Annotated in this window: 15 protein-coding genes; 9 read left to right on the top strand and 6 right to left on the bottom strand. The window is 45.0% G+C overall.

Annotation, left to right across the window (positions count from 1 at the left end):
* Positions 1-40: 40 nt before the first annotated feature.
* On the bottom strand, positions 41-1036 hold the full coding sequence (locus RYO92_RS02745) for a DUF3137 domain-containing protein (RefSeq protein ID WP_315369415.1): 996 nt from the start codon (positions 1034-1036) through the stop codon (positions 41-43).
* A 212-nt stretch (positions 1037-1248) separates the two neighbouring features.
* On the opposite strand from RYO92_RS02745, the gene RYO92_RS02740 reads away from it, so the two are divergent.
* Positions 1249-2565, top strand: coding sequence for an ATP-binding protein (locus RYO92_RS02740; RefSeq protein ID WP_315369414.1), 1317 nt, complete (start codon positions 1249-1251; stop codon positions 2563-2565).
* Positions 2566-2753: 188 nt separating this feature from the next.
* Here the strand turns inward: RYO92_RS02740 and RYO92_RS02735 are convergent, their stop codons facing one another.
* Together RYO92_RS02735 and RYO92_RS02730 are read right to left on the bottom strand one after the other, a co-directional pair.
* On the bottom strand, positions 2754-3965 hold the full coding sequence (locus RYO92_RS02735) for a DUF819 family protein (RefSeq protein WP_007157775.1): 1212 nt from the start codon (positions 3963-3965) through the stop codon (positions 2754-2756).
* Positions 3966-4018: 53 nt separating this feature from the next.
* Positions 4019-5500 carry a C69 family dipeptidase gene (locus RYO92_RS02730; RefSeq protein ID WP_315369413.1) on the bottom strand — a complete coding sequence of 494 codons (1482 nt, stop codon included), beginning with the start codon at positions 5498-5500 and terminating at the stop codon, positions 4019-4021.
* Between the two features lie 222 nt (positions 5501-5722).
* Between RYO92_RS02730 and RYO92_RS02725 the strand changes: the two genes are divergently transcribed.
* The 3 genes from RYO92_RS02725 (at position 5723) to RYO92_RS02715 (ending at position 7556) form a co-directional block, all read left to right on the top strand.
* Positions 5723-6109 carry a hypothetical protein gene (locus tag RYO92_RS02725; protein WP_315369412.1) on the top strand — a complete coding sequence of 129 codons (387 nt, stop codon included), beginning with the start codon at positions 5723-5725 and terminating at the stop codon, positions 6107-6109.
* Positions 6110-6172: 63 nt separating this feature from the next.
* Entirely contained in the window at positions 6173-6790 is a 618-nt protein-coding gene (locus tag RYO92_RS02720; protein WP_007157772.1) for a flavin reductase family protein, read from the top strand.
* Positions 6771-7556, top strand: a complete 786-nt coding sequence (locus RYO92_RS02715; protein ID WP_315369411.1) for a hypothetical protein — start codon at positions 6771-6773, stop codon at positions 7554-7556. Before RYO92_RS02720 ends, RYO92_RS02715 begins: the two co-directional genes overlap by 20 nt.
* Positions 7557-7802: 246 nt before the next feature.
* On the opposite strand, the gene RYO92_RS02710 is transcribed toward RYO92_RS02715, so the two are convergent.
* The 3 genes from RYO92_RS02710 to ssnA form a co-directional block, all read right to left on the bottom strand.
* Positions 7803-9029: a polysaccharide deacetylase family protein gene (locus RYO92_RS02710; protein ID WP_315369410.1), complete on the bottom strand. Its 1227-nt coding sequence runs from the start codon at positions 9027-9029 to the stop codon at positions 7803-7805.
* 891 nt (positions 9030-9920) lie between these two features.
* The gene (gene ygfK, locus RYO92_RS02705; RefSeq protein ID WP_315369409.1) at positions 9921-12914 is read right to left on the bottom strand and encodes a putative selenate reductase subunit YgfK; all 2994 of its coding nucleotides are present in this window, start codon (positions 12912-12914) and stop codon (positions 9921-9923) included.
* A 203-nt stretch (positions 12915-13117) separates the two neighbouring features.
* Complete coding sequence (gene ssnA / locus RYO92_RS02700) at positions 13118-14449, bottom strand: putative aminohydrolase SsnA (protein ID WP_315369408.1); 1332 nt, start codon at positions 14447-14449, stop codon at positions 13118-13120.
* Positions 14450-14754: 305 nt separating this feature from the next.
* Between ssnA and RYO92_RS02695 the strand changes: the two genes are divergently transcribed.
* The 5 genes from RYO92_RS02695 (at position 14755) to arcC (ending at position 20539) form a co-directional block, all read left to right on the top strand.
* Positions 14755-15402 carry a helix-turn-helix transcriptional regulator gene (locus RYO92_RS02695; RefSeq protein ID WP_183684816.1) on the top strand — a complete coding sequence of 216 codons (648 nt, stop codon included), beginning with the start codon at positions 14755-14757 and terminating at the stop codon, positions 15400-15402.
* A gap of 32 nt (positions 15403-15434) precedes the next feature.
* Entirely contained in the window at positions 15435-16628 is a 1194-nt protein-coding gene (gene dpaL / locus RYO92_RS02690; protein ID WP_304070480.1) for a diaminopropionate ammonia-lyase, read from the top strand.
* Positions 16629-16708: 80 nt separating this feature from the next.
* Complete coding sequence (locus RYO92_RS02685; RefSeq protein ID WP_007157765.1) at positions 16709-18037, top strand: YgeY family selenium metabolism-linked hydrolase; 1329 nt, start codon at positions 16709-16711, stop codon at positions 18035-18037.
* A gap of 128 nt (positions 18038-18165) precedes the next feature.
* Entirely contained in the window at positions 18166-19371 is a 1206-nt protein-coding gene (ygeW, locus tag RYO92_RS02680) for a knotted carbamoyltransferase YgeW (RefSeq protein WP_040649311.1), read from the top strand.
* A gap of 229 nt (positions 19372-19600) precedes the next feature.
* Positions 19601-20539 carry a carbamate kinase gene (gene arcC, locus RYO92_RS02675; RefSeq protein WP_308580293.1) on the top strand — a complete coding sequence of 313 codons (939 nt, stop codon included), beginning with the start codon at positions 19601-19603 and terminating at the stop codon, positions 20537-20539.
* Positions 20540-20704 lie beyond the last annotated feature (165 nt).

Below are 20704 nucleotides of genomic sequence, written 5' to 3'. Positions count from 1 at the left end.
GGTCTTTTTGATGGGCTTTCCTAAAAAGGCTCTTTTTCTTTTAGCTTTGGAATACCTTTGTAAAATTCAAAAGAAAATCCAGCTGCTTCCGAAGCTCCTTATATTCCTTCTCAATAGATAAGCCGTCTACTTCTTCAGGAGTCTGAGGTGTGGGGAAGATAAAGTTATCGGTATATAAGGAGATATACAGCTTATTTCCCTCCAGATAGACGCAAAGACCGTTTTGAGAAATGTGTTCGTCAAACCAGGTCAAGACTCTTGGGCTTAAGAACTTTCTTGCGGAAAGCTCATCGCTACAGTAGATGTTGAAGTTTTCGTTGTGCTGAATATCTTCCACATCAATTTTCTGCTCTCCGGGCAGGGCTCCGGGATAGGCATCCTGTACTTCTCGTTTCAGAACTAAAGTTTTTTTGGTAGGAACTACTCGAAGCTGTCCGTTAAAGTTTACGGGGAGCTGCATGGAAAATACCTGTCCGACAAAGTCTGTCACCTGAACGTTTTTTGCATATTCCTTCCCGTCTCTGGTCTCAATTCTGGTTTCCGTGTGGGAAGAGTAGAGATTACACATGCGAGTATCCTGCTCATCTCCTAAAGACAGGAAGAAGAAAGGCTCATATTTTTCTGATTTGGGCGTTACCTTTTTCATGGCCTGTAGAGGTAGGCTTCCTCTTTGTCCAAGATTTGCTTTTGGGAAGATTTTCTGAAGAATGGGATTTAGGAATTCCTCCGCATACAAATCATCGTTATTCTTACCGCCTTTTGCAAAGTAAGCGTTTCTTTGCTCTTTTTTCGGACGATAGACAAAAAAATAAAGGAGCCCTACAAGCAAAATTCCGAATAACTTAAACACAATAATCAGTAAACCGGCTACGATGGCCGCAACGATAAGATAATTTTTCCATTTAATATTTTCCTGCATTTCTCCGCGAATCTTTGTGAGTCGTGCCTGTACATCAGGATCATTGGCCAGCTGTCGTACCCGCTCCTGCTCCTCCTGCCGGTTTGTTTCTAGGTAATTTTCTTGAAAATCTGCCATGCAATCCTCCTTCATAGCTTAAAATTCATCAGCAAACAAGAAAAAATACAACATAACTATTTTACAACAGAGAGGGGAGACAAACAAGGGGCAGAAAAAGCAGAATAGGAAAAATAGAAAATAAAAAAGTTTGATTGATAAATACCCTAAACTTGAAAAAAATGAAAGTTTAGGGTATTCTTATTATCAAATTTAGCAAGGAGGTGTAAGAGGTGGGCGAGAATAGAAAATTAAAGGAACGTGATATTTACTTGAATAAATTGATTGCTTTTCAAGACACGGAGCCGGTGAAGGTTATCACAGGAATCAGAAGGTGTGGTAAGTCCAGTCTTTTAAAGTTGATGCAGGAACATCTCTTGCATTCGGGAGTAAAACAAGAGCAGATTATAGCAATCAATTTTGAATCCTTAGAATTTCAAGAAATGAGTTATAAGGATTTATATGCTTATGTGAAAAAAAAGATTTCGAAGAATCAAAGAACTTATTTGTTTTTTGATGAATTGCAAAGAATTCATCAATGGGAAAATGCGATTAATTCCTTTCGCGTAGATTTTAACTGCGATATTTATATTACAGGATCGAATTCCTATCTTTTGTCTTCGGAGTATTCCACCTACTTGGCCGGAAGATATATAGAAGTGAAAATGTATCCGTTGTCCTTTAAGGAATTCATAGACTTTCATGGTTATATTTTGAAAGACTATCAGACTCCTATTGGGGAAACAAAAAAACGTGCCTGGAAGGAAGATGGAGAAATCGCAGAAACAAGAGATTTACTTGATGCTTACATGCGCTATGGCGGAATGCCCGGAATTGCAGATTTTGGCTTGGAGCAAGATAGAGTGATGACTGTGCTGGACGGCATCTATTCAACGGTGGTGCTTCGAGACATCTTAGAACGGGAAAAAAGAAGAGGACAGCGGCAGATTACGGATGCGGAGCTTCTTAGAAAAATCATACTATTTTTAGCTGATAATATCGGCAACACTACATCCTTAAATTCCGTGAGCAATACTCTGGTATCGGAAAATTTGCTGGAAAATCGTGAGAGGCAGGGGAGGCCGGCAACCCAAACTATAGCAACTTATGTAAGCGCTTTAAAAGAATCCTTTATGTTCTACGAAGTCAAGCGATTTGATATTAAGGGGAAGGAGTATTTGAGAACTCTGGGGAAATATTACATCGTGGATATCGGATTAAGAAATTATCTCTTAGGTTTTCGGGATAGAGATAGGGGACATAGCTTGGAAAATATAGTATATTTTGAATTATTGCGTCGAGGCTATGATGTTGCTATTGGAAAAATAGCTAGTTTGGAGCTTGATTTTGTTGCTACAAAGGCCAATGAAAAGCTCTATATTCAAGTTACGGAGAGCATGCTGGAGGAGACGGTAAGAAACAGAGAATTGAATCCTTTACAGCAAATTCCCGATAATTATACAAAAATGGTGATTACTTTAGACAAAGCATTGGATGAGGAATATGAGGGAATTCATGTTGTAAGCTTAATTGATTGGCTACTGAACTAGAAAAAGGGCCTACAAAAAATCAAGATATCCATAGTCTTCATGCTGTATAGGAGACAGTTTTGATTTTTTGCAAGCCTCTTTTTTCTTCTTTTTTCTTCTGTTTCTTCCACTTTCTTTGTGTTTTGTTCTTCTGCTTTTTTGTGTTTTATACAAAATGAGATTCTTTTGCAAAGTCGGTGAGATTTCGTTTAATGCAAAACCATTCCCACAAAGATGCCCAGATAATTTCCAATCACATAGCCTAGAGTTCCAATCAGAAGTCCCGGAATAATCAGCTCTGTCCAGCCCTTGGAAACCGCCATGGCCGCCGCTGTGGTGGGGCCGCCGATATTGGCATTGGAGGCAATGATGATTTCTTCGATGGAGAACTTGAAGATTTTTCCGAAAATCAGGGAAATAATCATATTTACCGCTACCATAATCAAAGCCAGAACCAAAAGCAATGGGGATTCTTTAATAATCAAAAGAATGGAGGCAGGGGCACCGATTACCGCAAAGAAGAGGTAAATCAGGAAGGTGCCGATTTCCTGAGAGCCTTTCACGGAAGACATTTGCTTCGGGAAGAAGGAGGCAATCATCATGGTAATGGTGGTAATCAGCAGGTATTTGTTTCCGAAGAAACCGCCCATAAACTGACTGAAGGCGTCTTTTCCGGAGAAGAATCCGCTGATGACTCCGGAGAGCTTGGTGGAAAGGGTTACGATGGTAAAGGCAATGCCTACCGCAAAGGCAATGTCCTTTAGGGAAATGCTTTTTGCCCCCCAAAACTTCGCTGCCATGGTTTTGTTTTTATCCCGGTCCTCTTCGGACTGTGCCAAGAGGGCATCCTCATAGGGCTGCTTATACAGCTTTTTGATGATGGCCATGGAAGGCAGGGAAATAAGAACGAAAACATAAAGCGCCATCAAAAGATTATCCGCAACGATGGCAGCGGATACGGTTTTTCCCGGGACAGCATACTGCTCGGACATGGCTACGAAGTTTACCGCGCCACCGGTATAGGTTCCTACGAACATAGGAATAATATCATTGAGCTTGGGGATAGCATTTTTCAAACTAAAGTAGGCAACAAAGCCCCCCAAGAGAGTTCCGGCACTACTCAGAAGGTAGATGGCCAGCATTCTGCCGGATTCCTTTAAAATCTTCTTTACGTTGGCATTGAAGAGGAGCAGGGGTACCGCCAGGGGAACTACATAGCTCCATACCGCATCATATACCGGTGATTCTGTAGGGATGATGTTCAGGTTTGCCAGCACCAAAGTGAAGATTGTGGCTAAGATACAGCCGGTAATCTTGTTGGCCCAGACATATTTTTGTTCCAGGTATATAGAGATGGCCACGCTAAGGGACAGAATCGTCCATAGCGCCCAAGTATCTTCCGCGGAAATCAATGTTGTCATAAATATACCTCTTTCTATAATGGGGAGTTTCCTCTTATCGTGGGGCAGTGCCTCTAAGCGTCGGAGCGGGAATAGGAGTTTTTCATCACGCTGCTGGCTTCGAACAATACCTTGTCCAAAAGCTCGGCGGTCTCCTGCTTGGCACAACGGGCAATCTTTTCATTGCATTCTTCCAGCATTGCTCGAATTTCTTCCTGACTTCTCTTTTTCTTTGCAATTTCCTTCTTGCACTCCAGAATCAGCTGATAGCACTTGGCTTGTACGGAGTTCTGATAGCGCTCCACGTGGAAACGGCTGATGGCGTAGGAAGCATTTGCCAAAGCGCCGATGAGCCGGTTGTTCCAATAAAAGCTGTCGGTGCTGACTTCCTTCCTGGTGGTGCTGAAGTAAGCGGGAATCTTTCCCACGGAGGAGAAGAGGGGAATCAGGGCATTAAAGACATTGCTTCCGAAGGCAAGCCAGGTAATGCACTCCAAGTCCTTAATCTTTTCTTCTTTGTTCTGGTGGAGAGACAGGAAGCAGGTGCGCTCGATGCCGATGGGACGGAACTGTCCCACATGACTGGCATCACCGTATTTTCCGTAGCAATCATATTTGGTGCCTTGGAAATGAGAGGAGAGCACGTATTTTACATCCATGGGACTAATCTTCTTCTCCGGCACCATGCTCCAGGGGATGTCATCGGAATCCGGTGTGAAGTCTGCATTTTCCCCTTCATAACGGAAGCAGTGGGGATTCAAGGTCTTCAGCATATACCAGGTTCTGGGAGTGTTATACACATGGTCCGCATCGGAGTGACTGCCGAAGGCGTCTCTTGGATTGAATTCTTCCTCATAGGAAAGATTCAAATGATGCTCTGCGATAAATTCCTTTAAATCCTTGGAGCAGATGTGGGATTCCTGCTTTCCGAAGGCATCCTTTAAATCAAAGGAGTCGATGCCCTGCTGGTTGGCCATCATCACATAGGAATCATCCGGAACTCTTTTGGCGATAAAATGGTGTCCGCCAATGGTTTCCAGCCACCAAATCTCTTTGGTATCGGAAAAGGCTATTCCGTTCATCTCATAGGTGCCGTACTTTTCCAAAAGCTCTCCGAGACGAAGGACTCCTTCTCTTGCGGAATGGATATAGGGAAGCAGCAAGCTTACCATATCTTCTTCCCCGATGCCTCCGGGAATTTCCGTCCTGCCTTCCTTGTGAAGTACTACCAAGGGATCCGCTGCCAGCACCAGCTCGTTACTGGTAATGGTTTCCGTAGCGGAAACGGAGACATTGGCACTATTGGTGCCGGCGCCTGCCCAGATACCGTTATCGTTTAAGGCGTTGGGGAAGCAAATGTAATCCAGTGCCTTGTCCGGAAGAGGAATCTCCACATGAGACAGCACGGAACGATATTTCTTGGGAGGATTCTTTCCGGAAACGGAAATCATTTTCTTCAGAGTATACTCTCCGGAACCGGAATCCATATTACGGGCGATCATAGTGGAACCGTCGTAGCTGGCATCCTTACCAACCAAAATTGTTGTACAAGACATAGCAAATTCTCCTTTCAAATATTTTTTTCTATTATATAATGCACAAATTCAGAAAGCAAACGATGGTTTTTCCCCTTCTAATGGATGCTGTATCGGATTCGGCCCGTGCCTGTGTGCCTTTGTCTGTCGTTAGAGTGCCTTTTTCTTGCCATCGAAAGCCGATTCATGGTATAAACAAAGGGTTGGAGAAGGATTGGAAAAGGACGGTATAAAGGAGGCACTATGGAAGAACAGGGATACGAGAATAATAACGGTACTGTAGGCGGAGAGCAGCAGAGCATAGAAAAACAGTACAGCAGAGATACTTTGGAAAGAAAGCCGGGCCCATGGGATATTTCCGAGGAAGAGCTTCCTGAGGAGCTTAAGGTAGTACCGGCACTTCACTTCTTCCTATATCAGGTGGTTTTTGCGATTCCTCTGGTAGGACTTATTGTGGTGATTATCATGAGTCTCGGAGCTACGAAGAATAAGAATATTCGAAACTTTGCCAGAGCCCAGCTGATTGCCATTGTGGTGGGAATTGTTCTGACAATGTTGTTCGGAGCGGCAATTCTCAGCTTTTTCCTGGCTTTTGTGGGCCCCTATTTGGATCATCCCCCCATCGTATAAAGAGGAATTTCCATCCTAATCTCGATACAATGAATTGTATTGTTTTGGAAGAAAGGAAACTCTATGGCCAAGGAAATGTGGAAGCCCGGAAATATGCTGTATCCGGTGCCTCCTGTGCTGGTGACTTGTCAAAATAAAAAAGGGGAAAGCAACATGCTTACGGTGGCCTGGGCAGGTACCATTTGCTCCACACCGGCTATGCTATCCATTTCCGTTCGGAAGGAGCGCTATTCCCATGCTATGCTGATGGAAACCGGGGAGTTTGTGGTGAATCTTCCCACGGAGGATTTGGTACAGGAAACGGATGAGGCCGGTGTACGTTCCGGAAGGGATATCAATAAGTGGGAGAAACTGCATTTGCATCCGGAAGAGGGGAAAATGCTTTCCGTTCCCATGATTTCGGAGTGCCCGGTAAATATGGAATGTAAAGTAAAGCAGGTATTGGAGCTGGGAAGTCACGACCTGTTTTTGGCGGAAATCCTGGCGGTTCATGTAGACTCTTCCTTATTGGATGAAAAGAAGCGCCTGCAACTGGAAAAGGCAAAGCTTTTGGCCTATTCTCACGGACAATATTTCGGTCTGGGAAAAGTATTGGGAAGCTTCGGATTTTCCGTGCGAAAAGAAGCAAAGAAAAAAACAGCAGGAACAGAAAGGAAAAAGCATGGCAGCAGAAGAAAATAAAGACATGGAAGAGGAGCTGGTAGGGCTTTCCGAAGACTTAGCCAGATGGAATGCCAGAAGGTCCAAGGAGGAGCAGTACCATCTTATAGAAGAAGAATCCGAGAAGCTTAGGGCTAAAAATCAAGAAGAATTTTTTGAGGATAGAAGAGGACAGAACAAGGAAGGAATCACCGAGACCGGACAGAAGTATGCTTCTTTAGAGCAGGACGGAGATGGCTTGAAAAATGGAAAATGGACTACGGAAGAGCTTCATCGTTACCGCCGTGCAGGGGATAAAATTCCGGAATATACCGCGGGATATCTACCCAGTGAAGAGAAGTTTATCCGTTTTACGATGGCCTATTATAAGAAGAAAATCTGGAGCTTGGTTTTTATCTTTTGGCTTGCTCTAGGCCTTTTGGCATTTGCCCAGTATTGGATGGGAAATAGCTTTTTTGCCATTTGTATGGTAATTCTTATAGCTCTTGTTCCGTTTTTGCTGTTTTATCTTTATAAGGGACAACTTCAGAATCTGTATCGGTCTTCCAATAAAAAGCTGAATTTACCGGTAAGCATCGCCTTCTATAAAAACTATTTTTTGATGAAGACGGAACGCAGCAGTATGGTTGTGTACTACGATGAGCTGAAAAACATCGTGGATATGGAGACGTTGTATCTTTTGGACATCGGCGGCAATGCGCTAATTCCCGTAGATAAGGACAGCTGCAGCGAGTCCTGCAGGGACTTCCTGGAGGCAGTACGGAAGAACCTTCTTATGGGAAGGTAATCTAAGTAGAAAAAAGGAAATAAAAAGAGCTGAATCAGTAAAGACATCAGAAGGCTTTTCAGAAAAATAACTTCGGAATAAGGGGGCAATCTGAGCCCGCGGGTTCTTGGCTTTTGTTTTATAAAAGCTTAGAACCCCTGCGAGGCGAGGTTAGCGGGAGCGTGCCCCTGTTTCGAAGTTATTTTGTATTGAAAAGCCAAAATAATAGTCTTTATTCAGCTCTTTTTATTTCCTTTTTTTCTTTGATTAGCCCTTCTTCCGGAGGGAGCCGTAGTTGTGTCCTGCCTGCAGGTCTACGCCCTTTGCCTTCGCCAGCTCGGATACGGTTACCAGCTGGAAGCCTCTTTCCTGTAAGGCGGGAATCAGTACTTCTGCCGCATCGGCACTTTGAGAATAGATGGAATGCATTAAGATGACATCTCCGTCCTTTACGTGCTGTAATACGGTGTTAATGGTACTCTTGGAGTTTCTGGTTTTCCAGTCCAGGGTATCAATGCTCCAAAGAATGGAGGGCTGTCCCTGGTTTTGTAAAGCGGCCTTCACGCTGGCGGAGGTAGCTCCGTAGGGAGGACGCACCAGAGAAACGGACTGGCCGGAAAGTTTTCTTAAAATCTCGGTGGTCTTTGCTAAAGACTGGGTTGCTCCTGCCTGAGAAAGCTTTGGAAGATTCTCATGCTTATAGCTGTGGTTACCGACTTCATGTCCTGCCTCTGCCACACGCTTTACTACGGAAGGATATTTTTCCGCCTGGGTTCCTACGAAGAAGAAGGTTCCTTTTCCGCCATACTTTTGGAAGGCGGCCAGAATACGATCTTCATATTTTCCGGGACCATCATCGAAGGTCAGGGCAACCATGGGTTTGGAAGCGTCCACATTGCTCTTGGAGACCTTGTGGCTCTGCTCCGGCTGTTCCTCTCTGGGACTTTCTCCCTTTGCAACCACAGTGACTAAAATACCGTCAATGTGCATTCCCACACCGATTTTTCCGCTATCTTCTCCGTTTTTCGCCCAATCCTGCCAGGTACCCAGTACAGCGGTTTTGTAGTACACGTCATACTGATCTTTCAGACTGCCGTTTAGGGAAACGCGAATACCCTCTAAAGGCATGTTCTGCCCTTCTCCTGCGACCTGCCCATTCTCATAGGTTTTACTCCAGCCGCTACCGGAAATGTTGACCTGATACTGAATGGTACCAGTGCTTCCCTCGGGCTGATGCTTTAAAAGGATTTTAACTGCGGTGGGATAATTTCCGGCTTTCATCTGCCGTTGGCTATCGTTACTGTAGCTTTGGAAGCCGGTATCCGCTCCGTATAAACTATAGTAGGACTTCAAATGATGCTCCTCCGCAAAGCTTTTTCTTACTCCGAATAGAGGGAGAAGGGCAAAAAAGCAAAGAAAGAGGAAAGAAAGAAGAGCTCCTTTCATAAAAGAAGGCTCTTGATTCGTCTTATTTAGATTCAATATTTTCATCATAACACTCCTTATAGATTTATAAGCTCCTATCCCTTCTTTGGTTCCTAGAATCCCTAGAATTACGAAAGGCTTTCAAAGCTTAGTTCTTATTACTCAACTTGTCCTCAAGACATTGTAAACTCTTAAAAATATTAGAATAATTAAGAAATTACAACACCTTAAAATGATAGCACATTAGGAAAGACAGAAAAGGGAAGATTTGGTTACAAAATAAAGAAGAATGGAAAGAAATCCTATAGAGTTTTATTGAGCAGCTGTGAGCGCTTTGGCTTTTACTAGGGTTTGCCCTAGTTATGTGAAGGACTGTAAAAATCAAGAATTGAAGCGAATGATGCAGTATGGGTCTGTAATAGGGGACAATCTGAGCCCGTCGAAACTTACCGAAAGCCGGTGAAGTGAAGGACTGTGAAAATCAATAAATGAAGCGATAGATGCAGTATGGGTCTTGTAATAGGGGGCAATCTAAGCCCGTCGAAACTAATCGAAAGCCGGTGAAGTGAAGGACTGTGAAAATCAATAAATGAAGCAAATGATGCAGTATGGGTCTGTAATAGGGGGCAATCTGAGCCCGTCAGTACTTACTGAAAGCGAGCTAAAGCGAAGCTTGAAGTTAGTACTGCTACGAAGGCGAAGTTAGCGGGAGCGTGCCCCGATTACAGACCCATACTGCATCATCGCGAAACCTCTGAATGTTTACAGTCCTTCACTACGAGGCGAGGTTAGCAGGAGTGTGCTCCGATTACAAGCCCCATACTACATCATCGCGAAACTTCTGAATTTTTACAGTTCTTCACGCTAAAAGGCGAGCTCTGTGAGAGCCCGCCTTAGCTTTAGACCTGCAACTGCATGAAAACATAACTTTTTCTGCAGTCTTTTTTGGATTTTTAAATGTTAGATCAAGAGGTAAGAATAATCGTTGTAAACGGTATCTACCAGTTCAGCCAGACGATAGAAGAGCTTTGTATTCTTATCGCCTACCTTGTAGTTCATCTTCTCACCGCCTACGCGAACAATGGCATTTCCATCATTGTCAACGAATGCAAATCCGTCGTTGGTGGAATCTTCCATTTCCTCGGCTCTGTGGAAGAGAGTGAACTTCTCCTTGTAAGGAGCGGAGTTGTATGGGCAGAAGGTCTCACAGTTACCGCACTCGTTACACATATAATCCACGTGGATAATCTGGTGCATCTCTACGCCGGGAACCTTGATGGCGAAGTTTGCACGGTTAGGACATACATCGCAGCAGTTCTCACAGATGTGGTCGCAGGCAAGACAACGCTTGTCAGGATTTAATCCCTTCTCCGGCTCTACAAGATTACCCTTCTTAGCATAGATCTTCTCGTCTGTGGTTAAGGATGGACGATCTGTACCGATGGTCTTGTTTAAGATTGCTTCGCAAGCAAGTTTCGCATCAGCAATAGCCTTTACGATTACGGAAGCGCCGAAAGCACCGTCTCCTGCAGCGTAAACGCCGGCTACGGAAGTCTCATTGCTTTCCTTCTTTAATACAGGAAGTCCCTTGTCGGTAACAGCAATACCGTTCTTCTCATAGAAAGAACCGTCTACCTTCTCACCGATGGAAGCGATTACGGTATCACAAGGAATCTCAACCACTTCGTCGCTTTCCTTAACGGAACGTCTTCCGGAAGCATCCACATCGGAGAGTACCATGCGGTGGCAAAGTAACTTACCGTTCTCGTGGGTAAATGGAGCAAGGAGCTCCTGGAAGTTTACACCTTCTTCGATAGCCTCTTCCAATTCTTCCTGATCCGCAGGCATGTAGCGCTTTGTTCTTCTGTAAACCAGATAAACATTTTCTACTCCTGCATTTCTCTTCGCAGCTCTTGCAACGTCCATAGCGGTGTTTCCTGCACCTACTACAACAACGTTCTTTCCTAAGTTTACCTTGCCATCCTGTGCCTTGAAGTCAGCCAGGAAGTGAAGGGCATTGTAAGCCTCTCCCTTTTCCAGAACAAGTGGAGCTTCCTTGTGGGCACCGATAGCAACGACTACAGCGTCAAAGTTATTTTCCTTACGGAAAGCGTCAATATCGCTAACTTCCTGTCCAAGGTGGAACTGAGCGCCGTACTGCTTAGCTAAGTTTACGTCCTTCTGAATTTCTTCAGCAGGGATACGGAATCCGGGGATAACGTTGGCTACTACACCGCCGGCTACAGCGTCCTTATCGTAAACATGAACTTCTACGCCTGCTCTTGCCAGGAAGAAAGCGGCAGAGATACCTGCAGGACCTGCTCCGATAACACCAACCTTCTTCTGAACAGCACCTTCCTGCTTTAATCCGGGAAGAACGGCATCATATCCGCCTCTTGCAGCGATTAACTTGTTGGTACGAATCTGTACGTCTGTCTCATAGTGATTTCTGGTACAAGCAGACTGACAGGTATGAGTACAGATATTTCCGGTCATGAATGGAAGCGGGTTCTTATCTAAGATAACCTCTAAAGCTTCCTGGAACTTTCCTTCATTTACCAAGCGGCCGTAGCTGGTGATATCCTGGTGGATCGGGCAACGGTCACGACAAGGCATGGTATAGCAATCTACCAAAGGAACCTTCTTATCGGACTTTCTGTTGGGAAGGGGCTTAACGGGCTTTACCAAGTGCTTATCGCTCTTAGCGTCTGCAATCATCTTCTCCACTAAGGAAAGCTCAACCTTTTCCCAAGGCTTTGCCAGGTTCTTCTCTAAAAGCTCAGCCATCTGGATGAAACGAAGGTATCCACCGGTCTTTAAGAGGGTTGTTGCCATGGTTACAGGCCAAATGCCGGCCTCCACGATACGCTCAATGTTGAAGTAATCCGCACCGCCGGAGAAGGAGATACGAAGGCTTCCGTTAAAGTCTCTGGTCAGCATCTTTGCTACAGACATGGAAAGAGCGAAGAGGGACTTTCCGGACATGTACATTTCCTGAGAAGGAAGCTCGTTGTTCTTCACATCTACAGGGAAGGTGTTGGTAATCTTTACACCGAAGGCTAAGTTCAAGCTCTTTGCCAATTCCTGCAAACGCTTTAACATAGGTACTGCATCGCTGTACTGTAAGTCATCCTTAAAGTGGAAGTCTGTGAAAGCGATGTAGTCGTAGCCCATCTCATCTAAGATTGCACGAGCGGTTTCATATCCTAAGAGAGTAGGGTTACACTTTACGAAGGTGTGCAAATGCTTTTCCTGAATCAGGTAAGAAGCAATCGCCTCAATCTCGGAAGGAGGACATCCGTGAAGGGTGGAAACGGTAACGCTGTTGATGATTTCGGACTGAATAGCCTCAACATCTTCCTTGGTCACCTTCTTAAAACGGTCAAGGTTAGCCAAAAGCCATGCCTTACACTCCTTAAAGATTTCGGTATCCTTAGCGTCCTTCATCTCGTTGATGAAACGGTCTACCTTGGGAAGTTTGATTCCTTCCAGATCATATCCTACGGAAATGTTGAACTGGAAAGCGTCCGGATCACCTAAATCGTACTCCTTCGCCATAACCTTACAAGCGAACCAGCCCTTTACATACTCTGCAAAAGCCTGTGGTACTTCCAACTCTGTAGACCACTCACAGTTGTAACACTCGTCCTCTGCTGTGATGCAGGGCTTTGCTACACAAGCTGCCAGCTCTCTACCGTCCATCTTCTGTACGGTCTTTAACTCGAAGAAACGAGCTCCGCCGTAGTAAGAAGCTACGATGTTCTGAGCAAGCTGGGTGTTAGGTCCTGCAGCAGGTCCAATCTGTCCTTCTAATTTTCTGCCAAAAAGAGTGTTTGGCTGAAGGTTTTTTGCCTGGTAGCATTTCTGCATACCAAAAACAGCTCCCTGTTGATGCTCTACCAAAATACGGTTCATCAATCTGTCAAAGGGAATCGGGGTCATAATATCACTCATGGAAATCTCCTTTTCGGGTAAACAGCCCTCCTGCTTAAGATCCTGCGTCTTCTCCTGATTTACAGGAGGGCTTTTCCCTGATGGGGTATTCTTGCCTGACCAAGAATGGCCCATTAATGTTGCGAACAAAGTTTCCAGAAGAAAAGGGTTCTCAGCTACCCTTTTCTTCTATAGAAAAGCTTTGCTTTTTGTGAAATTCCGTTTTAACCGTTAATTTTCTTCTCTAAACGAGCTGCACCCTCGCGAATCTTGGCAAGGCATCTCTCTTCGTCGATTCCCTGAAGCTCTCTGTTCTTCATCAGAATCTTACCGTTTCCTACGGTAGTAACTACGGAACGACCGTTCATACCGAAGAGCATGTGGCCGTTTAAGTTGCCGGCATTCATCGGTGTTGGCGGGATATAGTCGGTGATGATGATATCTGCAGCCGCACCCTCCTCTAATACGCCCAGCTTCTTTTCAAAATAACGGTTAGCGATACGAGCATTGCCCTGGAAAAGCATTTCCGGAACCTCTGCCCAAGCGGCACCCGGGTCTACCAAATGATGCTTATGGAGAATATTAGCCACCTTCCAAGATTCTATCATATCATGGGTGTATCCGTCTGTACCTAATCCTGTAAGAATCCCTTTATGTACAATCTCCATGGTAGGAGGACATCCGCAGGCATTACCCATGTTGGATTCCGGGTTGTGTACTACCATAGTGTTGGTATCGCGAATCAAATCCATCTCGTGAGGATTTACATAGATGCAGTGGGCAAGGAGAGTCTTCTCCCCTAATACGTCCCAGTCATAGAGTCTGTCTACGATTCTCTTGCCGTGCTCCTTTAAGCAACGGTGAAGGTCTAAGATGTCCTCTGCCACGTGGATGTGGTATCCGATCTCCTTCGGCTTCTCCTTACGGCAAAGCTCCATGGTCTCATCGGAGATGGTAAAGCTTGCATGCATACCCATCATTCCCTTAATGAAGTCGTCCTTCAGGGAAAGAGCGTGCTTTGCGAAGTCAACATTTTCCTTAATAGCGGCATGTGCCTTTTCCTTACCGTCACGATCAGAAATCTCATAGCAAAGAACGGAACGTACGCCGAAGTCTCTGGCAGCCTCTTCGATGGCGAAAAGGGATCCGGAAATCTCTCCGAAGGAAGCGTGGTGATCGAAGATGGTAGTTACTCCGTTCTTGATACATTCTAAATAAGTAGCTTCTGCGGAAAGTTTGGTTAAGTCGTTGTCCAGATTCCGGTCAATAGTCCACCAAAGTCCGTCCAGAATCTCCAAGAATCCGTTAGGAGCATAACCCTTGATGGATAAGCCTCTTGCCAAAGCAGAGTAGATGTGCTCATGGGTATTGATAAAAGCCGGGTGAATCACACCGCCCTTTGCATCAATAAATTCCGCGTCTGCGTATTTTTTCTTTAATGTCTCAAAATCTCCTACTTCTACAATAGTGTTGTCTTTCCAAACTACTGCGCCATTCTCGAAAAAGCTGTTCTTTTCGTCTCTGGTGAAAAGACGTCCATTTCCGATTAAAAACATAGCTCAATCCTCCTTTTCTTTCTAAGAGCCCTTGGCTCAGTGCGAAAAATTGTATACAGTTTTCCTTAAAAAAATCGCTGTAAAGCCTTGAAAATTCTAGGGAAAAACATATTTGATAGGATTTTATCATTCCCTGAAAGTAATTGCAATGGAGAACATAAAAAAATTTTTGGAAGCTAAAAAATTTTTTGAAAAAACCATTGCAAAGTAAAAAAACCGTGCTAAGATAGGGGTACATAAAAAATTTTTAGGTAGTGCTTTTCGATAGATTTTGAAAGCATAAATTCCGGTAGAAAGGAGGGAAAATGACAGAGGATAGCAGCTTGGAAATGCTGGTGAGTACGGCTCACGGTATTGCCAGACAGTTCGGAAAGGATTGCGAGGTTTGTATCCATGATCTTTCCGTAAAGGATTTGGAACATACCATCATTTTCATCATCAACGGACATGTGAGCGGAAGAAAGATAGGAGACGGCGCCTCAAAGGTGGTACTGGAAACCCTGGAAGCGATAGAAAAGGGAGACATCATTGTGGACCATCTGGGCTATCGCACTACTACCCAGGACGGCAGAATCCTAAAGTCCTCTACAGTTTTCCTGAAGGACAGCACCGGAAAATACCGCTGGGTTCTGGGCATCAACTATGATGTAACCGCACTGATGAATGTGGATGCGGCATTGCAGTCCATTACCACGGTGGAGAGCCATGACAGTAACGGGGACGGACAGATTCCTTTGAACGTGAATGACCTTTTGGACAACCTGATTAATCAAAGTGTGAAGCGGATTGGAAAGCCGCCGGCTCTGATGAATAAGGAAGAAAAAATCCAAGCCATCCAGTTCTTACGGGATGCGGGAGCCTTCCTGATTACCAAGTCAGGAGACAAGGTTTCCAATTTCTACGGCATCAGCAAATTTACTTTATACAGCTATATTGACCAAAGCAAAAAGTAACAGTATAGTGGCGAAAAAAAGGAGGAATAGCCATGCAGGATTTAAAATGGAAAATTAATGAAATGCCAAAGACAGAGGACAAGAATCTTCCTCTTATGTCTATGGAAGAAGTAAAGAAGGCAAGAACCTTCCACGAGAGCTTCCCTCAGTACTCTGAGACCCCTCTTTGCAAGCTTCCCAATATGGCAAAATATCTTGGCCTGGGAAACATCTACGTGAAGGATGAGTCCTATCGTTTCGGCTTAAATGCCTTCAAGGTATTAGGCGGTTCCTACGCTATCGCCCGTTACATTGCCGAGGAAACCGGAAAGGATATTTCCGAGCTTCCCTACAATGTTTTAACCTCCGAGAAGTTAAAGGAAGAGTTCGGAACAGCAACCTTCTTCTCCGCTACCGACGGAAACCACGGAAGAGGAGTAGCCTGGGCGGCTAATAAGTTAAGACAGAACTGTGTAATCATCATGCCGAAGGGCTCTACAGAGACCCGTTTGAACCACATCAAGGCTGAGAATGCCAAGGCATGGATTTCCGATGTAAACTATGACGAGTGTGTAAGACAGGCTGCAGCTCTTGCCGAGAAGGAAGAGCACGGAATCGTAGTACAGGATACCGCTTGGGAAGGCTATGAGAAGATTCCTGCTTGGATTATGGAAGGTTATGGAACCATGGCGGATGAGGCTGCCGACCAGCTGGGAGAAAGACCTACCCACGTATTCGTACAGGCCGGCGTAGGTTCTCTGGCAGGTGCAGTTGTAGGATACTTTGCTAACCGTTATAAGGAGAATCCTCCTATTATGGTTGTGGTTGAGGCTTCCGTTGCAGATTGTCTTTACAAGGGCGCTGTGGCAAATGACGGAAACATCCGCATTGTAGACGGCGACATGATTACCATTATGGCAGGACTTGCTTGTGGAGAGCCAAACATTACTTCTTGGGATATCTTGAAGAACCATGCAAAGGCATTTATCTCTGCTGAGGATATCGTTGCTGCAAGAGGAATGAGAATGTTGAACGCTCCGTTAAAGGGAGACGATCAGGTATTTTCCGGAGAGTCCGGTGCAGCAGGCTTCGGTGCATTGGCTGCCATTATGTTACAGGATGACTTCAAGGATTTAAGAGAGAAGTTACAGCTTAACGAGAACAGTAAGGTGCTTTGCTTCAACACCGAGGGAGATACCGACCCTGAGCGTTGGAAGAACATCATCTGGGAAGCAAAAGAGAAGTAAGATAGAACTTCATTTTCAAAAAGACAAATTGTGCAACACCCTGGATAACAGGCTTATATATAACTAAGGAGGATATTAGTATGGGACAGTTAAATAAGGAAGTTTTGGAAGAGATTAAGAAGAGAGCGGAAGGCTATAAGGCTGACATGAGTGCTTTCTTGAGAGCAATCGTAAAGAATCCGGGAGAGTCCGCTGACGAAGCAAAGCACGTTGAGACCATCAAGAACGAGATGGAGAAGGTGGGCTTTGATGAGGTTAAGGTTGACCCACAGGGTAACGTAATGGGATTCATGGGATCCGGAAAGACCCTGATTTGCTTCGACGGACACATCGATACCGTAGGAATCGGAAACAGATCAAACTGGACATTTGATCCATACGACGGATACGAGGATGACACCAAGATCGGTGGAAGAGGTGTTTCCGATCAGCTCGGCGGAACCGTTTCTGCTGTATATGCTGCAAAGATCATGAAGGACATGGGACTTCTGAACGATAAGTACCGCGTAATGGTAGTAGGAACTGTACAGGAAGAGGACTGTGACGGTCTTTGCTGGCAGTACATCATCAACGAAGATAAGATTCGTCCTGAGTTCGTTGTATCTTCCGAGCCTACTGACGGTGGATTATACAGAGGACAGAGAGGACGTATGGAAATCCGCATTGACGTGAAGGGTGTTTCCTGCCACGGTTCCGCTCCTGAAAGAGGAGACAATGCAATCTACAAGATGGCTGACATTCTTTCCGACGTTCGTGCATTAAACAACAACGGAGATGCAGAGTCTACTTCTATCCGCGGATTGGTTAAGATGTTAAATCCGAAGTACAATGAGCAGTGGAAAGAGGCTCGTTTCTTAGGAAGAGGAACTGTTACCGCTTCCGAGATCTTCTTCACATCTCCTTCTCGTTGTGCAGTAGCTGACAGCTGTGCTGTATCTTTGGACAGAAGAATGACTGCCGGAGAGACTTGGGAGTCTTGTCTTGAGGAAATCAGACAGCTTCCTGCAGTAAAGAAGTACGGTGAGGATGTTGTAGTTTCTATGTACAACTATGATCGTCCTTCCTTCACAGGATGTGTATACCCAATCGAGTGCTACTTCCCAACATGGGTACTTCCTGAGGATCACAAGTTATGTAAGGCTTCCGTTGCTGCTTACAAGGATCTTTACGGTGAGAAGAGAATCGGTGAAGTGGATACAGTGGCAGAGAGAGAGCCAAGACCTCTTCTTGACAAGTGGACCTTCTCTACAAACGGTGTTTCCATCATGGGAAGAAACGGTATCCCTGTAATCGGATTCGGACCCGGAGCTGAGGCTCAGGCTCACGCACCTAACGAGATCACATGGAAGAAGGACTTGGTAACCTGTGCAGCATTCTACGCAGCTCTTCCACAGTACTACTGTGACTAAGTTTTAGAGTCTAAAGTGTAAATCAAGTACTATACTTTTCGGTAATTCCGGAGTAGATGGTACAAAATAAGAATAAAGATTAAGCCATGGGGCTTTATCGGATAAACACATTTTTAAAGGAGATTAAAATGGATAAGAAGCAGCAGTTTGAAGAGTTAGTAAAGGAAATTAAGGGACTTAAGACTGACAAGATGTACTTAAATGATTTCTTCCTTACATGGGAAAAGTCTGATGATGAGTTAAAGGCAGTATGGGATGTTGCAGATGCACTTAGAAACTTAAGAGAGAGAAACATCTCCACAAAGGTTTTTGATTCCGGTTTAGGAATTTCTTTATTCCGTGATAATTCCACAAGAACCCGTTTCTCCTTCGCTTCCGCTTGTAACCTTCTTGGATTAGAGGTTCAGGACCTGGATGAAGGAAAGTCTCAGGTTGCTCACGGTGAGACCGTTCGTGAGACCGCTAACATGATCTCTTTCATGGCTGACGTTATCGGTATCCGTGATGATATGTACATCGGTAAGGGAAATGCTTACATGCACGAAGTTGCTGATTCTGTTGAGGCAGGACACAAGGACGGCGTTTTAGAGCAGAGACCTACTCTGGTTAACTTACAGTGTGATATCGACCACCCGACACAGTGTATGGCTGACGCTTTACACGTAATCCACGAGATGGGCGGAATCGAGAACTTAAAGGGTAAGAAGCTGGCTATGACTTGGGCATACTCTCCTTCTTACGGAAAGCCACTTTCCGTACCTCAGGGTGTAATCGGTCTTTTCACAAGACTTGGTATGGAAGTAGTTCTTGCTCATCCGGAAGGATATGATGTAATGAAGGACGTTGTAGACGTAGCAGAGAAGAATGCTAAGGAGTCCGGCGGATCTTTCAAGGTTACCAACGATATGAAGGAAGCATTCCAGGGTGCTGACATCGTATATCCAAAGTCTTGGGCTCCATTTGCAGCTATGGAGAAGAGAACCAACCTTTACGGTGAGGGAGACACAGAGGGTATCAAGGCTCTTGAGAAGGAGCTTCTTGCACAGAACGCTCAGCACAAGGATTGGGCTTGTACAGAAGAGATGATGAAGCTGACCAAGGACGGAAAGGCTCTTTACATGCACTGCTTACCTGCTGATATCACCGGCGTATCCTGCAAGGAAGGTGAGGTTGACGCAACTGTATTCGATCGTTACAGAGACCCACTTTACAAGGAGGCTTCTTACAAGCCATACGTTATCGCAGCTATGATCCTTCTTGAGAAGTTCAAGGATCCTGCAAAGGTATTAGAGGAGTTACAGAAGCGCGGACAGGATAGAATCTTCGAAGCATAATTTGTGCGGACAGGATAAAATCTGAAGCATAATTCATGCAGACAGATAGAACCTTTGAAGCAAAACGAGATATCGCACACTACGCATGCGATACTCGTTAAGAATAAACGCTTAGAGGGAGAATGATATAGCGTCCCGATTTATTCGGGGCGCTATTCTTCCCTTAAAAAGGATTTGAAAAGCCTATTTTTCCTGTTTCAGGAGTAAAAATTTTTATTGGAGAATAATTATGGGAAAGAAAATTGTTATCGCCTTAGGGGGAAATGCCCTGGGAAATAATTTGCCGGAGCAGATGGTAGCCGTAAAGACCACCGCAAAGGCTATCGTTGATCTTGTAGAAGACGGAAATGAAGTAGTAGTTGTTCACGGAAACGGTCCTCAGGTTGGTGTTATCAACAATGCTATGGGAGAGTTTGCTTCCGAGCATAATGAAGATCCGACTCCTCTTTCCGTATGTGTAGCCATGAGCCAGGCGTACATCGGTTATGATATCCAGAATGCCTTGAGAGAGGAATTCTTGAACAGAGGAGGAAAGGTACCTCCAGTAGTAACCGTAGTAACCCAGGTTCGTGTAGATAAGGATGACCCTGCTTTCCAGAATCCTACCAAGCCAATCGGTCGTTTTATGACTAAGGAAGAGGCTGAGGCTGAGGCACAGAAGAGAGGCTGGAATATTAAGGAAGATGCAGGACGTGGATATCGTCGTGTAGTTGCTTCTCCTAAGCCAAAGGAGATTGTAGAGCTTTCCGCTATTAAGGCTATGTCCGATGCGGGAGAGCTGGTAATCTGCTGCGGTGGTGGCGGAGTTCCCGTGGTTTCTGAAGGAAAGCACCTTGCCGGAGCCGCTGCGGTTATCGATAAGGACTTCGCTGCAGCACTTTTGGCAGAGAGCCTGGAAGCAGATATGCTGATTATCTTGACTGCTGTAGAGAAGGTTGCTATCCGTTACGGTAAGCCGGATCAGGAGTGGTTAACAGACCTTTCCGTAGAAGAGGCTCAGAAGTATGCAGACCAGGGCGAGTTCGCTCCCGGATCCATGCTTCCAAAGGTACAGGCTGCTATCCAGTTCGCTTCCGCTAAGAAGGGAAATGAAGCTATGATTACCCTTTTGGAGAAGGCAAGAGAAGCATTACAGGGTAAGACAGGAACCAAGATTACCAAGAAGTAAGAAGTAGCTTTTCTTCGAAAGTCTACATTTACTGACAGTTAGGGAACTGTAAAGAATCAATATATTTTTTCTAAACAATATAGGTCTGAAACGGGGCACGCTCTCGCTAGCTTCGCCTGACTGAGCAGTGGTTTCTGTTAACCACTGCTCACTTTGCTTGTGCGC

The sequence above is a fragment of the Oribacterium sinus genome (assembly GCF_963553175.1).
GTDB classification, from domain to species: Bacteria; Bacillota; Clostridia; order Lachnospirales; family Lachnospiraceae; genus Oribacterium; species Oribacterium sinus_B.
This window is presented reverse-complemented; position numbering and strand designations above follow the sequence as displayed.